Annotated in this window: 14 protein-coding genes; 9 read left to right on the top strand and 5 right to left on the bottom strand. The window is 48.4% G+C overall.

Annotation, left to right across the window (positions count from 1 at the left end):
* Positions 1-108 precede the first annotated feature (108 nt).
* The 3 genes from AUC31_RS12505 (at position 109) to AUC31_RS12495 (ending at position 4648) form a co-directional block, all read left to right on the top strand.
* Positions 109-1833: an ABC transporter ATP-binding protein gene (locus tag AUC31_RS12505; RefSeq protein ID WP_058382867.1), complete on the top strand. Its 1725-nt coding sequence runs from the start codon at positions 109-111 to the stop codon at positions 1831-1833.
* Positions 1826-3649, top strand: coding sequence for an ABC transporter ATP-binding protein (locus AUC31_RS12500; protein ID WP_058382868.1), 1824 nt, complete (start codon positions 1826-1828; stop codon positions 3647-3649). The genes AUC31_RS12505 and AUC31_RS12500 overlap by 8 nt, the downstream gene beginning before the upstream one ends.
* Before the next feature lie 108 nt (positions 3650-3757).
* Entirely contained in the window at positions 3758-4648 is an 891-nt protein-coding gene (locus AUC31_RS12495; RefSeq protein WP_237150604.1) for a GNAT family N-acetyltransferase, read from the top strand.
* A gap of 46 nt (positions 4649-4694) precedes the next feature.
* On the opposite strand, the gene AUC31_RS12490 is transcribed toward AUC31_RS12495, so the two are convergent.
* The gene (locus tag AUC31_RS12490; protein ID WP_058382869.1) at positions 4695-5213 is read right to left on the bottom strand and encodes a YusW family protein; all 519 of its coding nucleotides are present in this window, start codon (positions 5211-5213) and stop codon (positions 4695-4697) included.
* A gap of 147 nt (positions 5214-5360) precedes the next feature.
* Between AUC31_RS12490 and kynA the strand changes: the two genes are divergently transcribed.
* The 3 genes from kynA to AUC31_RS17750 are packed head-to-tail and all read left to right on the top strand — an operon-like array spanning position 5361 to position 7102.
* Positions 5361-6215 (top strand): tryptophan 2,3-dioxygenase, encoded by an 855-nt coding sequence (gene kynA / locus AUC31_RS12485; protein WP_058382870.1) that lies wholly within the window; start codon positions 5361-5363, stop codon positions 6213-6215.
* 15 nt (positions 6216-6230) lie between these two features.
* Positions 6231-6941, top strand: coding sequence for a glycerophosphodiester phosphodiesterase family protein (locus AUC31_RS12480; RefSeq protein ID WP_058382871.1), 711 nt, complete (start codon positions 6231-6233; stop codon positions 6939-6941).
* A complete protein-coding gene (locus AUC31_RS17750; protein ID WP_157073499.1) occupies positions 6938-7102 on the top strand; it encodes a hypothetical protein in 165 nt (54 codons plus the stop codon). The genes AUC31_RS12480 and AUC31_RS17750 overlap by 4 nt, the downstream gene beginning before the upstream one ends.
* A gap of 60 nt (positions 7103-7162) precedes the next feature.
* On the opposite strand, the gene AUC31_RS12475 is transcribed toward AUC31_RS17750, so the two are convergent.
* From AUC31_RS12475 to AUC31_RS12460, 4 genes are all read right to left on the bottom strand, one after another.
* Positions 7163-8182, bottom strand: coding sequence for a DUF2804 domain-containing protein (locus AUC31_RS12475; protein ID WP_058382872.1), 1020 nt, complete (start codon positions 8180-8182; stop codon positions 7163-7165).
* Positions 8183-8281: 99 nt separating this feature from the next.
* Positions 8282-9145 (bottom strand): DegV family protein, encoded by an 864-nt coding sequence (locus AUC31_RS12470; RefSeq protein WP_058382873.1) that lies wholly within the window; start codon positions 9143-9145, stop codon positions 8282-8284.
* Positions 9146-9247: 102 nt separating this feature from the next.
* Positions 9248-9823 (bottom strand): glycerol-3-phosphate acyltransferase, encoded by a 576-nt coding sequence (locus AUC31_RS12465; RefSeq protein WP_058382874.1) that lies wholly within the window; start codon positions 9821-9823, stop codon positions 9248-9250.
* Positions 9824-9895: 72 nt separating this feature from the next.
* Positions 9896-11275, bottom strand: coding sequence for a dipeptidase (locus AUC31_RS12460; RefSeq protein ID WP_058382875.1), 1380 nt, complete (start codon positions 11273-11275; stop codon positions 9896-9898).
* Positions 11276-11425: 150 nt separating this feature from the next.
* Here AUC31_RS12460 and AUC31_RS12455 point away from each other — a divergent pair, with 150 nt between their 5' ends.
* The 3 genes from AUC31_RS12455 (at position 11426) to AUC31_RS12445 (ending at position 14934) form a co-directional block, all read left to right on the top strand.
* The gene (locus AUC31_RS12455) at positions 11426-12700 is read left to right on the top strand and encodes a hemolysin family protein (protein ID WP_058382876.1); all 1275 of its coding nucleotides are present in this window, start codon (positions 11426-11428) and stop codon (positions 12698-12700) included.
* A gap of 138 nt (positions 12701-12838) precedes the next feature.
* Positions 12839-13375, top strand: coding sequence for an RNA polymerase sigma factor (locus AUC31_RS12450; protein ID WP_058382877.1), 537 nt, complete (start codon positions 12839-12841; stop codon positions 13373-13375).
* Positions 13376-13485: 110 nt separating this feature from the next.
* Positions 13486-14934: a phospholipase D-like domain-containing protein gene (locus AUC31_RS12445; RefSeq protein ID WP_237150602.1), complete on the top strand. Its 1449-nt coding sequence runs from the start codon at positions 13486-13488 to the stop codon at positions 14932-14934.
* Positions 14935-15091: the final 157 nt, after the last annotated feature.

The raw sequence follows: 15091 nt of genomic DNA, 5'->3' as shown, positions 1-15091 counted from the left end.
CATTTTAATGTATGACAAAAAAAGGGATATCTCTACCTGATATCTGAAAATTATGGCATACTAGTTTTAAATAAAGTTCGAGTTTCGAAATGTTCAGGAGGCACCATTATGAAAACTGTTTTCTCTTATACCAAACCTTATTCCTTCCTGATAGGTGTGGCACTGTTCCTGATGCTCTTGGAGTTGGTTGTCGAACTCCTGCAGCCTTTGGTCATTGCGAGCATCATCGATGATGGCATCGTAGCTGGAGACCAAGACACGATCATTCGCCTGGGGCTTGTGCTTATGGGCTTGTCATTGATTGGGTTTTTGTCAGGAGTTGTCAATTCGTATTTCGCTTCCCATGCATCCCACAGCTTTTCGTTTGACGTCAGGCGGGCAGTTTATGAGCGTGTCCAGTCGTTCTCGCTTGCCATGTTCAATAAGTTTCCGGCATCAGGCCTCATTACACGGCTGACAAGTGACGTCCAGATGATTCAGCAAGTGCTGTACATGGGTTTGCGCATCATGCTGCGCGCGCCGCTGATAGTCATTGGCAGCATGGTCATGGCGTTTGTCGTCAATGCGCAATTGGCGGTTTATTTGGTCATTGTCTTCCCGATTTTACTGGTGTTTTTATACGTTATGGTGAGAAAAGGCGTCGTCTATTTCAGCTTTGTGCAGCGTCGGCTTGATAAGGTCAACCGTATGGTGCAAGAAAACCTGCAAGCGGTCCGGCTGATCAAAGCATATTTGCGCGGCAAGTATGAAGCGAATCGATTCTCCGAAGTGGCGGGTGCGCTCAAGACCGATACGGTCAAAGCGTTCCGCATCATGGAAATTATTTTGCCAATTCTGCTATTTGGCATGAACGTCTCGCTGCTGGCAGTTATTTGGTTCGGTGCTTTTGGAATCCAGAGCGGTGATGCGCAAATCGGTGAATTAGTCGCCATCGTCAATTACGCAATGCGCATGACTGGCGCATTTTCAATGTTCTCATTCATTATCATGGCCTTTGCGCGTGCCAAAGCATCTTCTGACCGTATTGAAGAAGTCCTGTTGGCGGATGATGATGGCGAGGCAGTAAACGGGGCGACTATGCCGCTCAGAGAAGGGACCGTGCGTTTTGACGATGTTTCCTTTGCGTATCCGGGCACTTCCCGAAGAGTGCTTCAACACATTAGCTTCGAGCTGGCGCCGCGTGAAAAACTAGCTATTATGGGCGCTACGGGATCCGGAAAGACCTCGCTATTGCAGCTGATTCCGAGATTTTATGAAGCGACAGAAGGAAGCGTATCGGTGCACGGCCGTGACGTCCGTGAGTGGGATTTGCAGGAACTGCGCAAGACGATTGGGCTTGTGCCGCAGCAATCGATGCTCTTTACCGGCAGCATTTCCAATAATCTTTCTTGGGGCAAGGAGCAGGCGGCGCTTTGGGAATTGCAGGGAGCTGCGGAAAAAGCCCAAATTGATGAAACGGTCCAGCGCTTTCCGAAAGGCTATGAAACGCGCGTCGGCCAAAAAGGCGTCAATTTATCCGGCGGTCAAAAGCAGCGCTTGTCGATCGCACGGGCATTGGTACGCAAACCGTCGATTCTGATTCTCGATGATAGCACCAGTGCGCTTGATGTGAAGACCGAATCTGCCTTGTGGGCGGAGCTTGACAAAGAACAAGCGACGACACTCTTGGTGACGCAGAAAGTGCGCACGGCGATGCGCGCAGACCGCATCCTGCTATTGGAGGACGGCGTCGCGTCAGCTTATGGCACACACGACGAACTATTGAATATGTCTCCTTTGTATCGTGAGATTGCACAGTCCCAACAAGCAGAGGAGGTGGATGAATATGTTTAATGCAATCCGCCGGCCTTTTGGCTACGAGCCGGTATTGACGAAGGAAGATTTGAAAAAATCACCGGATAACAAAAATGAACGCGCAAAAAACTGGAAATCCACATTGCTGCGGATCTGGAAGCTCGTGGACGAACAACGCACGCTATTGATCATCGTCTTGACACTTGTATTCGTCAGTTCCGCAATGGCATTGCTCGGTCCATTTTTGATCGGGTATATCATTGATACGTATATTGTTCCGGGAGCATTCGAAGGAATGGGTTTGATCATCGGCTGGCTGGTCGTGGTCTATGTGCTCCATTCGGTGACTCTCTACTTGCAAAACTACTGGATGGTCGGGATTGCCCAGCAAGTCATCTATCAAATGCGGGCGGGACTGTTTGGGCATTTTCAACGCTTGCCGGTGTCGTTTTTCGATAAACGCCAGCACGGCGAATTGATGAGCCGCATGACCAACGATATCGAGAATGTTTCATCGACACTCAATACATCGTTTATACAAGTGTTTTCGAGTATTTTGACACTGGTCGGGACGGCAGTAGTCATGGTGTTTCTCAGCCCGATTCTCACCGTATTGACGTTCATCATCATTCCAATTATGTATTGGTCCGTTCGCTGGATCACAAAACGTACGGGCCGTTTGTATAAAGAACAGCAAAAAGCGGTCGGGGATCTGAACGGCATGATCGAAGAAACCATTTCTGGCCAAAAGATCGTCAAAGCCTTTTCCCAGGAAGACCGAGTCATGGATGAGTTTCTCGTCAAAAGCGAACGCCTCCGCCGCAACGGTTTCTGGGCTTGGACCTATGCCGGGTTCATTCCAAAAGTGATGAACTTCCTCAACAACGGCAGTTTTGCGATCGTGGCGGGTGTCGGTGGATTGCTTGCTCTGAACGGCTCGGTCACAATCGGTGTGATTGTTATCTTCACCGAGTATTCACGACAGTTCACGCGGCCGTTGAACGATTTGGCGAACCAATTCAATACGGTGCTGTCGGCCATTGCAGGGGCTGAACGTGTCTTCGCCATCATGGACGAAGCGGAAGAAGCCGATGATACAAAACACAACGCTGAAAAGCGGCTTGAAGGAAAAGTAGAATTCGATAATGTGTCTTTTAAATACGAAGGCGCTGAAGAGGAATGGACCATTCGCAAATTGAGCTTCACGGTGGAAACTGGGCAGACGGCGGCATTCGTCGGGGCGACAGGTGCCGGAAAAACGACGGTCATGCAGCTATTGGCAAGATTTTACGATGTCGATGAAGGCGAGATCCGCATCGACGGCACGCCAATCGGGGCGATGCCGCGCGAAACTTTGCGCAAGCAAATTGCGTTCGTCTTGCAGGATCCGTTCCTGTTCGAAGCGTCGGTTAGCGACAACATCCGCTACGGCAAGCTTGATGCGAGCGACGAGGAAGTGTTGGAAGCAGCGAAACAAGCCAACGCCCATGACTTCATCTCCAAACTGCCGGAAGGCTACGACACGGTGCTATCTGGCGACGGTTCGATGATCAGCCAGGGGCAGAAGCAATTGTTGTCGATTGCGCGGGCGCTTATCGCCGATCCGGTCATTTTGCTGCTCGACGAGGCGACGAGTTCGATCGACACCGTGACGGAGCTGAAAATCCAGGAAGCGCTCGAAAGGCTTATGGAAGGGCGCACGAGTTTTGTTATTGCCCATCGGTTGAATACAGTGAGAAAAGCGGACTTCGTCTATGTCATGGAGCTCGGCAAGCTAGTCGAATCAGGCAGTCAGGACGAATTGCTGAAAAAAGATGGCTTGTATGCGACGATGCTCGCAGATGCCAAATTATAATGAAACTAAAGCACGAGGCGGAGAAGAGTCTGCCTTGTGCTTTTCTTATGGAAAAGAACAGGCAATGGAAGAAGTCTTAATTTCTGGAATCAGGTGGCGGGCTTTGCTGTGGGCGGTTATGATAAGAAGAAAAAGGAAGGCGGGATGGAAATGGAATTATCCCTGTCGATTGCGTCGTTTCCGCTGGATGCGGAGACTGCGGGGGAAATGGAACGGTTGATTGACGGCGAGCCGGATGAGTGCCGAACTTTGCTGCACAATGAATTATGGCAAAAACCGTTTGCGAAAGGATTTGCGGTGCTTGCTTACACCGATAGCGGAGAGTTGGTCGGCTGTGCGGCTGCAGGCGATTTGGTCGGCTTGCATCATTACGAATGGTCAGCATTTGTCTCCCCGGATTACCGCCGGCTTGGGCTGGCAACAGCTTTGGCTGATGGCGTGCGGCATTCTCTCGAACAGCGAGGGGCAGAAAGCGTGCTTGCGGCATTCACGGAGCATAGCGCATCGGATAGTTGGCTGGAAGGCCTTGGCTATCATCGTTCTTTCCAAGAATTACAGTTTGAAGCGGATCCTCTTCCTGCTTATGAACTCGGTGAGGGAGTGGAGGTTGCTGTGTATGAAGAAAAGCATTTGGATGTATTGGCGAATCTTTTGCGCGCGGCATTTGATGAATCTGTTCTCCCGGTGCTTGAGCACAATCTAGAAGATCCGGAACGCCATGTCTATTTGATGCGGCACGAAGGCAAACTTGTGGCAACGGCTACATTGAGCAGCGAAGACCAAGCGTTATGGGTGACGGCGCTTGCTGTGTCGCCGGATGCCCAGCGATCAGGCCATGGCCAAGCATTTTTGAAGTGGGCGCGGCAATGGGCCCATCAGAAAAAAATGGCTCGCGTGCTGGTTGAAGTGGAAACTGACAATGTGGCGCGACCGGTTTATGAAAAGGCGGGCTTTACAAAATTATCGACTATTTCTTATTGGCAGCCCGCAGTGCAATGAAAAAGCCGCCCAGCGGTAAATCCACTGGACAGCTATGTTTTAAGGCTTATTGATTTGTTTGTTCATAATTTTTATCGGAGCCGTCTGCATAATCTATTTCAATTTCGATTTTCTTAAAGCCAGCGTCAATGCCGAAAGCTTCAACAACTTGGCTGATGACTTCGTCGTCTGGCGTATCAGGCGTTAAGTTCAACTGGGACAAGCCTTGTTCCAGTTCATTGAAAGCTTCATCGCCCGTCAGATCAACGCCGTCGATCTTATTCTCATATTCTGCCTCGACTTGGCCGCGCTCTTCTTCGTAGCTAAAATCTAAGGCGTCATCTTGGTCAGGCATATCGACATCAACGGACAAGTCAGTGAATCCGTATGTTTCGCCGTCCGCAGTTCCTTCGGTTCCGCCGCTTGGAGAAGCATCTTCAGTCGACTCTGCTTCCGGCGCTGGCGTTTCTTCAGCGGCCTCATCTGTGACAGGCTGGGTGACTTCCTCCTCATCGCCGCAAGCCGCCAGGGAAAGTGCAGAAGACATGATAAGGGCAGGAAAGATCAATTTTTTATTTTTTGTCATAGCATAAAACTTCCTTTCAAATTTGACTGTTTACCGTTCTATTCCCGAAATAACGGGGAGTAAGCAATGAAAAATGTCAAAAAGTATCGTACGATAGGAATCACTAGCAGAGTCGAGCATAAGCTGAGCTTGAATGGAGCCATTTAAATGGATAAATACAAAAACGGGCAGAACATCGCCGCTGCAAACGAACGAAATATCCGCACGGATTTCAAGGAAAGCATGACTTACGGCGATTATTTGCATCTCGACAAGCTGTTGTCTGCACAAGACGGTGTCAGCGGACATCACGATGAATCGCTTTTCATCATCATCCATCAAGTATCCGAACTATGGATGAAGCTGATTTTGCATGAGTTGTCGGCGGCCATCCGCCATATCGAGGCGGACGATCTGCAGCCCGCGTTCAAGCAATTGGCACGCGTATCGCGTATCCAGTCGCAAATCATCCAAGGCTGGGATGTGCTGTCGACCTTGACCCCTGCTGAATACTTGGAGTTCCGGGATGACCTCGGCAATGCGAGCGGCTTTCAGTCCTATCAGTACCGCATGATTGAATTTGCGCTCGGCTACAAAACCAAGCATGTCTTAAGCATCTATGAAAAAGACCCGGTCTTGCACGAGCAATTAACAGAAGCGTTCCACGCACCGGGCTTGTATGATGCCGCCATCCAAAAATTGGCGCGCAGCGGATTCAAGATCGACGACAGTGTCCTTACGCGCGATGTCAGCACTGTATACGAACCGAACGACAGTGTCCGGGAAGCGTGGAAGGAAATTTACCGCAACGTCGATGAGCACTGGGAACTGTATCAATTGGCGGAGAAGTTGGTCGACATTGAAGATTGGCTGCAACAATGGCGGTTCCGCCACATGAAAACGGTCGAACGGATCATCGGTTTTAAACAAGGGACAGGCGGATCGTCTGGTGTCAATTATTTAAAGAAAGTATTGGATCAATATTTCTTCCCGGAACTTTGGCAAATCCGGACAGACGTCTAAAAAGGAGGCAGGCTTATGGAAATTTTTGCGCATCGCGGAAGTTCGGGCACGCATCCGGAAAACACGCTGCCTGCTTTCGTGGAAGCTGCAGCCTTGCCGGTCCACGGGGTGGAACTGGACGTGCATTTATCAGCAGACGGTGAACTTGTCGTCATCCATGATGAAAAAGTGAACCTCACCACAAACGGCAAAGGCTATGTAAAAGACATGACGCTTGCCGAACTGAAAACACTGGACGCCGGAAGCTGGAAAGCAGGTGAATGGGCGGGATCCGAAATGCCGACATTGGCACAAGTTTTTGGGGTATTTGAAAACACCCATCACGTGCTGAATGTGGAATTGAAAACGGACGTTTTCCCGTATGTGGGCGCGGTGGAAAAAGTGGCTAAGCTTGCGGCTGAACAGGGCATGGAACATCGGCTCGTCATCTCTTCATTCAATCACCCGGACGTAAAATTGGCGATGGATCGCTACCAATTGACAGGTGCAATTCTAGCTTCCAATATTCTGGTCGATATGGTCGCTTATACAGAGACGGCCGGGACGAAGCGGCTTCATCTGTCGTTGCCGTATGCGCTTCGCCACGGTGCCGAACTGATCGAAAAGGGATGCGAAGTTTATGTCTATACCGTCAACCGGCTCGACTACGCCGAACAATTGCAGCAGATTGGCGTCTCGGGCATCTTCACGGATTATCCCGAAAAAATGCTGGGGGAATTGAAATGAAACTAGTTGCATTGAGTATATGGGTGGTTGCAGCATTCACTTTGGGAGTTGCCGGTGCTGCAGCTTGGCCGCTTGTTGCAGGGGTGGTCCTGCTTCCTTTCTTTTTCATTGGAAAGCCATTGTATAGCCGCTTTACAAAGAAAACCGCCGAACCTAAATAGAAAACCGCCTGAAGGATGTCGGATTGACATTCATCAGGCGGTTTTTAATAGGGAAGCTAATTACCACTTTGCGTAATGTTCTTCTGCAGAACCGAGCAATTGGTGAATTTTCAGCTTCTTGCCATCTGCGTAGCGGACATAGCCATTATAATAGCCGAACAATTGGTGAACTTCCGATTTCACAAGACGTGCATCCGATTTTGACACGCGTTCGTAAAATGGAGTGAACGTCAATTTGACGTCATCGGTCAATTTTGTGTGGATCAGCCACGGCTTCTTGAAATCTTCAGCATCGTAAAGGAAAATGACATCTTCGCTGATTTTGGTCATACGGCCATTAACGAAAAAGGCATTTTCCGTCATGCCCGTGCCATCGGTCCATTTGCCGCCGAAATTCAAGCCGATCACTTTTCCGAGCGAATGCTGGGAAGCCATGGCCCAATTCCAGACGGCTGTCCGCGGCCATACGCCCCGGCCATAGTCCAAAACAGAAAAGCTATCCATTTCGTCAAACTCATAACGCTTTGGCCCGATTTGAACCGTTCCGTTTGTCGGCAAGGCATGATGTTTCGAGGTGAATTGAAAGGTTTGGCGATTCCACGGAATGACGACGTTCAGCGATTCCATTTCGGCCGGATGGGCGATTGTCAGTGCTGCATGTAATTTTTCCCCGTCGAAATCAGGGATGGTTACTGCCAAACGCGTTTTGCCCTCTTCATAGATGGAATGAACCGATATCTCGGAATTATGGAAAAGCGAGTTGTCCAATACACTATCAGATAAGCGTAAATTCCTGGAGTAGGGCACCATGACCGTTTTTTCAAAAAAGCGCTGTGTTTCATAATTAAGGAAATAGACGAAGCAGACAGCGGCATAATCCAAATGGCAGATAGTGGCTGAAAAGACGATTTCATCACCGAATACACACCAATAATTCCATTTTTTCTTACGCATGAAATTGCCTTTCAAATTGCACTCGACAAGCGGTTTTTTGGCATAACCGATGGCATTGGGATTCAATTGGCCTTTGGCATCACATAATTTAACGTGTTCTGTAAGTTCGCGTTCCACATGTTGCATCGAATCCACCTCACTGTCTTCATATGCCCTTATTGTATCAGAAATTCCCGTATTTTCCCGGAAAAATGCTGTAAGATAGGCATAAAGACTAGCGTTTTCTTATACGTGGGCAGGTGGGCGTCTCCACATAAAGGCTAAGGTGCCTTCTCCGGCATGGACAGCCAAGGATGAACTCAAGTTGCCGATTAGTACTTCCGCATCAGGCGCGAACTTCAAAAGTTCTGTTTTCAGTTCTTCGGCTTGTTCGGGGATGTGCCCGTGCATAATCTGGAAGTAATCGATCCCGTATTGTTCGTGGTCTGCTTTTGCACGATCGAGCAAATAAGCCAGCGCTTTCTTATGGGAACGAACTTTGTCGATCGGCTCAAGTTCGCCTTTCTCGGTAAGCTGGACGATCGGCTTGATCTTCAGGACGCTGCCGATGTAATACTGTGCGCCGCTCATCCGGCCGCCTTTATACAATTGGCTCAAATTGCCGATCAAGATGAAATTGCGGAAATCTGTCGTTTCCTGCTCAAGCCGCTGGGTAATTTCTTCAGCGGAAAGCCCTTGATCTTGCAGCTTCAATCCGCGATCAAGAAGCCCAGACAGCCCGTATGACAAAGCGAGTGAATCGACAGTGTATACCTTGAAATCCGTCATCTCGGCGCCGGTCATGGAAGAAGCGATCGTGCCACTCAATTTGGCGGAGGCATGGACAGCGATGGCGCATTCGTATTCCTCTTTCAGCTTTTCATAAAGTTCCGCAAATTTCCCTGCAGATGGCTGGGAGGTTTTCGGGAAATCCTTTGAGCTTTTCATGCGTGCGTATAATTCATCGTTTGAGAGATCGATGCCGTCATCGATAAATTCTTCCGAGCCAAAATGGATATTCAGCGGGACGATATAGACATCGGGGTGCGATTTGAATTGTTCTGTGACATATCCGGTCGTATCCATGATCCATGCAATCGGTTTTTTCATCGTAAAACCCCTATCTATTGAGTATTTTGAATAATAAAACTATAACACGGATAATAATATGGTCCTAGCTTTCTTGAATAAAAATCTCCAAGAGCGGGACATTCATGCTTTGTTTGAAGGAAAACGTGTCTCCATTGAAATTTTAATATCCACTTTGTGCCGAATTACAATAATAATAATGGCCAGAAACAGCGGCCAGACTACGGATTGCACTTGAAACGCAAAAGCGACGGCGAAAAAAGCGCTGAAACCTGCGAGCATCGATAAAGTGGCGCTTTTCAGCCACGGATAGAAAGCGAATGACAAGACAATCATCGCTAAAAACAAATCGGGCGTCAGCCAGAAGGCGACACCGGCAAAAGTCGAGATGCCTTTGCCCCCACGGCCTTTGCGCCATAGCGGATAAATATGCCCGATGACTGAAAGTAATCCCGCGACGGCAACAGATAATAAAGAGAATTCGAGCCAAAGCCCTGCCCACACGACGATCGATCCTTTCAGGAAGTCGCCGAGAAATACCAATAGGGAGGCTCTGCGGCCAAGAACGGCCAAGGCGTTGCGGGCGCCGGGATTGCCGCTTCCTGAAGCAGTCAGGTCTACACCTTTCCATTTCCCTATCCATAGTGCGGTCAAAACAGTGCCAAGTAAATAACTGCCTATCCAATACAAAATAACCATCGTATCCCTCCAGCAAATAACTGCAATTTCATAAAAATAATAGCCTCCCCAAATCAGGGGAGGCTATGAAGATTATTGGTCTAGTGTTGATGCTTCAAACAAGTAATCACTGATTACGCGGAGCCCTTTATCGAAGTTCTCCAAATGGAAATGTTCGTTCGGTGCGTGGAAATTTTCCGATGCCAGCCCGAAGCCCATCAAGACGACAGGGAATCCAAGAATTTCATCGAACGCAGCGACAATCGGGATCGAGCCGCCCATGCGCGTGAAAGCGGTCGGCACTTGATACACCTTTTCATACGAGCGGCCCGCTGCCTGGATGGCCGGATGGTCGTATGGCGTCAGGAACGGCTTGCCCTTATCGAATTCGGTAATATTCACCGTGACACCCGCTGGCTTGTGCGCTTCAACATGCGCTTTCAGCTTGGCGATGATGTCATCCGGGTCTTGGTCAGGAACGAGGCGGCAAGTGATCTTTGAGCTGGCTTCTGCTGGCAAGACGGTCTTAATGCCTTCGCCGGAAAATCCGCCGGTGATGCCATTGATCTCGAGTGTCGGGCGGATCCATGTCCGCTCGACGAATGAATAGCCTTTCTCGCCGAAATCTTCTGAAATGTCGATTGCCTGCTTTTCATTTTCCAAATCAAAATCAAGCGCGGCAAATTCAGCACGTTCTTCGTCCGACACGGGACGGACATCGTCATAGAAGCCTTCGACTTGGATGACGCCTTCTTTATCGCGGAACGATTCAAGGATTTCCACAATGGCATGCAGCGGGTTCTGGACAGCACCGCCGTAAAGACCAGAGTGCAGGTCGCCTTTAGGGCCTTTGACGTCGATCTGGATGCCCGCGAGACCGCGCAGCCCGTAGCAGACAGCTGGACGGCCCGGGCCTTGCATGCCTGTGTCGGAAATGACGATAATATCAGCCGAAAGTTTTTCTTTATTGTCTTCGACGTATTTCGGCAAGCTTGGGCTGCCGATCTCTTCCTCACCCTCAAGGATGAATTTGATATTGACGGGAAGTTCTCCATTCAACTGAAGCAATGCCTCGACCGCTTTCATATGCATAAATACTTGGCCTTTATCGTCGCTTGCACCGCGCGCATACAATTTATTGTCACGCACATGCGGATCGAAAGGCGGTGTTTCCCATAAATGAAGCGGGTCGACTGGCTGGACATCGTAATGGCCGTAAACAAGGATCGTCGGTTTGCCTTCGGCGTGGAGCCAGTCGGCGTAGACGACCGGATGGCCATCGGTTTCATCGATGCTGGCATTTTCAAGGCCTGCTTTCGTCAATGATTTAATAAGCCATTCCGCGCCTTTTTGCATATCGGCTTTATGTTCGGAAAGGGAGCTGACCGATGGAATGCGCAAAAAACTTTTCAATTCTTCGAGATGGGCCTGGCGGTGATCTTTGAAGTACTTATCGATTTGAGTGGCGTTCATAAAATCCCTGCTTTCCAGTATTTTTAGTATGTGGAAATTATAGCATAGCTAAGTTGTCCTTTTCGACAAGAGGAAAATTGCTGTGGTATTATGGATAATACGGAAACAGATCGAAAAAATTTTATATGTATGTTACTGGAGGAAGTAAATTTGTTTATAGCATTGGCATTATTTCTGATCATGTCGTTTTTCCTGTCGGGAAGCGAAACGGCACTCACGGCAGTTAATAGGATGAAGGTCCATCTTCGCGCGGAGCAGGGGGATATCAAAGCCCAGAAGCTTGAAAAGTTGATCGCGAAGCCGGACCGAATGATTACGACTATTTTGATCGGTAATAATATTTCCAATATCATGCTGCCTACGCTCGTCACGACTATCGCCATCACGGAAGGGTGGGAGGTCGGACTGGCGACAGCCATCTTGACGGTTGTCCTCATCATTTTCGGTGAAGTGCTGCCAAAGACCATTGCCGCGACTTTTGCCGATAAAATCGCTTATATCGTAGCGCCGGTAATCGCATTTCTCGTTCTTATCTTTAAGCCTTTAACATGGCTGCTCGCCCAGTTCACTAATATCTTCATCCGCATCATCTCTAAAGGCAGCGTCAAAGAAGCGACGATGACGAAGGAAGAGCTGCGGACGATGGTCGATATCGCTTCGACGGAAGGAACCTTCGAGGCAGATGAATCGGAACGCATTAAAGGCGTGCTTGATTTCCCGCATAAGGATGTTTCGGATGTTATGTCGACACACCGCACGGACACAGTCGGCATATCGATCGACCTGAACTATGAAGAAGTCCGTGACTTGATCCTGGATTCTTCATATACGCGTTATCCTGTATACGAAGAAAGCATGGACAATGTCGTTGGCTTGTTCTATTCCAAAAAACTCATCGAATGGTCGATGAACCCGAACTTGACCTTGGCGGAATTAATGGATGATAATCCGTTATTCGTTGTGCAATCGGTGAGCGTCGAGAAAGTATTCAAATTGATGATGGCGAAGAAAAAACATATGGCTGTCATTTTGGATGAATACGGCGGAACGCTCGGGATTGTGACGCACGAAGACATCATCGAGGAAATGATCGGCCAGGATATTGAAGACGAAACCGACGATGAAGACGACGAATTGGTCTTCGAAATCAACGACAGCCAATTATCTTGCCACGGCCGTTTGGAAATTGAAGATGTCAATGAAATGTTCGAAGTCGAGGTTCCAGAAGACCATGACACGATTGCTGGTTTTGTCATGCAGCAGCTTGGCCATGTGCCGGAAGTCGGCGAAGAATTCACTTACGAAAACCTGCATGTTATCGTCAATGAGATGGATAGAAATCGCATTGAACGGCTAACAATCACAAAGATTGCTGAACCTGAAGAGCAGGAAACAATCAGCGAAAACGGAACTAAGAGACAATAACAGTAATCCGGCCCGAACGATGGGCCGGATTTTTTGTTTCTTACAACATTGTAAGGAGACTGAAAGAGGGAACGATAGAGCGTAAGCCTAAACTCAGGCACAATAAGGGCATAAGATCACCGGACGGAGGTAACACCGATGGAAGAGCTATATGCCGAATATAACCGCTATATCTATCATTTATGCCTAAAACTTACCCGCAACAAAGCCGAAGCTGAGGACTTGATGCAGGAAGTATGGCTGAAAGTAGTACGCTATGAATCATCAATCGCCCAAGTTGACCATGCCAAAGCCTGGCTGACGACCATTTGCATGAATACATTCCGAGACCGCTACCGCAAAAATGTGCGCCGCAGCAAACATATCGCCAACCAGCCGGAAGGGCTCGATGTCTCGCTGCTGGATTTGATCCCGACCGATGAGACGGGTACCGCTGAATTATTGGAAAAACAAGATGTCTCTGTCATGATCCGCCACAAAATCTCGGAACTGGATGCGATTTACCGGACGACAATCGTTTACTTTTACGTGCATCAATATTCACTTGTTGAAATTGCGGAGACGATGAAAGTATCGATCGGTACGGTAAAATCCCGCCTGCACCGCGGCAAACAGCGCTTGAAAGACATGCTTATGGAAGATGTAAGAACCCGCGAATATGTAGTGATTGCCTAGTATTTTCCAAACCCCGACCATCAATTGGTTGGGGTTTTAATATGGGAAATAATAACTTATATTTTTCTATAACTCTTCCGCTTATAATGAAGAAAAGGAGCGGGAGAGACATGAGAAGAATCAAGGATTACAGCAAGCGAAGGCGCATTATTATGGGAATTGTAGGGATACTTGCTGCGATGTATATAATTGTAGTAATTTGGCAGACATTTAAACCTTTGCCCGAGGGTGTTTCATTCGCGGGCGATCTGCACAGTGTCGAACAAGTGGAAATGATTTATGACCTGAGCTATGCACAGGATAAGAAAGGCACCGATTTGGAAAGTGAACTGCGGATTTTCGATGAAATCCATGAACTGATTGATGAGGCGGAAGAATTTCTCGTGCTTGATTTGTTCCTATTCGATAATTACAACGATACGGAAACCGCGTATCCAGCGATTGCAGAACGCTTGGCGGATCATTTAATTGAAAAAAAGAAAGAAAATCCCGATTTCCCGATTTATTTCATCACCGACCCATTGAATGTGGGGTACGGTTCTTATGAAAGTTTGCTGCTAGAAACCTTGGAAACGGAAGGCGTTGAAGTGATCATCACTGATCTCGACAAATTGCGCGATTCGATGCCGCTGTATTCAGGATTGTACCGTGTAATCTTTCAATGGTTCGATAATCCGGGGGACGGTTGGATAGCAAATGCCATGTCTAGCGACGCACCGGATATGACGCTTTCATCTTACATGCAAATGATGAACATCAAGGCGAATCATCGGAAGACCGTTGTTTCAGAGCAGGAAGCAATCATCAGTTCAGCCAATCCGCACGATGCAAGCGGTTTACATGGCAATATGGCATTCCGAGTCAGCGGGCCGGTGCTCGATGATATTCTGGAAGCTGAGGAAGCGGTCTCGAAATTATCAGGTGGCCCAGATTTTCCGAGAGCGGAAATGCCTGAACAATCAGGTGAATATGAAGTGCAATATGTCACTGAACGGCAAATTTTGAAAGCTCTCTTAAAGCATATGGACAGTACAGAGGAAGGCGATAGCATCCAGATGGCCATGTTCTATTTATCCGAGAGTAGTGTAGTCGACAGTCTGGTGGAAGCATCGAATCGCGGCGTGGAAGTACAGCTTGTACTCGATCCAAACAAAAATGCATTTGGTAACGAAAAGACCGGTTTGCCGAACCGGCCGGCAGTGAACGGGATGGTGGATGCAGCCAGCGACTCTTTGGCAGTCCGCTGGTACAATCCGGTAGTCGGGCAATTCCATACCAAAACAATAATGATTCAAACTGGCGAAGAAACGGTCATTCTAGGCGGTTCCGCCAATATGACCGAACGCACGCTGATGGATTATAATTTAGAAGCGGATATTCTCATCAAAGCGCCGACCGATAGCGAATTGGTCGGCGAACTGGATACGTATTTCGAACGGCTGTGGAACAACGAAGATGCCCTCTACACACTCGACCTGGAAGAATACCAAGACGAGTTCACGTTCTGGCAGCGCGGCATCTACAACTTCCAAAAGCTCTTCAAGCTGACGACTTATTGAAGGGAAGTAAGTAAAAGATATGAGAAACATAGTAAGTATAAATAGCTTGTGCTATTCGACTGTGCTTCAATGGCTGCTTGGGGCCAGCAGGATACTAGAGAAATAAAAATAAGTGAGTGGAAAAGCTTCCGCTTTTCGACTACGTTGCAGGGGGCTG

The organism is Planococcus rifietoensis, assembly GCF_001465795.2.
GTDB classification, from domain to species: Bacteria; Bacillota; Bacilli; order Bacillales_A; family Planococcaceae; genus Planococcus; species Planococcus rifietoensis.
The sequence above is the reverse complement of the archived record's forward strand: the minus strand, read 5'-3'. Positions and strand labels throughout refer to the sequence as shown.

Bases quoted from the DNA above. Each gene is read 5' to 3' on its own strand.
- AUC31_RS12505 (WP_058382867.1), top strand. From the start codon at position 109: ATGAAAACTGTTTTCTCTTATACCAAACCTTATTCCTTCCTGATAGGT.
- AUC31_RS12500 (WP_058382868.1), top strand. From the start codon at position 1,826: ATGTTTAATGCAATCCGCCGGCCTTTTGGCTACGAGCCGGTATTGACG.
- AUC31_RS12490 (WP_058382869.1), bottom strand. From the start codon at position 5,213: ATGACAAAAAATAAAAAATTGATCTTTCCTGCCCTTATCATGTCTTCT.
- kynA (WP_058382870.1), top strand. From the start codon at position 5,361: ATGGATAAATACAAAAACGGGCAGAACATCGCCGCTGCAAACGAACGA.
- AUC31_RS12480 (WP_058382871.1), top strand. From the start codon at position 6,231: ATGGAAATTTTTGCGCATCGCGGAAGTTCGGGCACGCATCCGGAAAAC.
- AUC31_RS17750 (WP_157073499.1), top strand. From the start codon at position 6,938: ATGAAACTAGTTGCATTGAGTATATGGGTGGTTGCAGCATTCACTTTG.
- AUC31_RS12475 (WP_058382872.1), bottom strand. From the start codon at position 8,182: ATGCAACATGTGGAACGCGAACTTACAGAACACGTTAAATTATGTGAT.
- AUC31_RS12470 (WP_058382873.1), bottom strand. From the start codon at position 9,145: ATGAAAAAACCGATTGCATGGATCATGGATACGACCGGATATGTCACA.
- AUC31_RS12465 (WP_058382874.1), bottom strand. From the start codon at position 9,823: ATGGTTATTTTGTATTGGATAGGCAGTTATTTACTTGGCACTGTTTTG.
- AUC31_RS12460 (WP_058382875.1), bottom strand. From the start codon at position 11,275: ATGAACGCCACTCAAATCGATAAGTACTTCAAAGATCACCGCCAGGCC.
- AUC31_RS12450 (WP_058382877.1), top strand. From the start codon at position 12,839: ATGGAAGAGCTATATGCCGAATATAACCGCTATATCTATCATTTATGC.
- AUC31_RS12445 (WP_237150602.1), top strand. From the start codon at position 13,486: ATGAGAAGAATCAAGGATTACAGCAAGCGAAGGCGCATTATTATGGGA.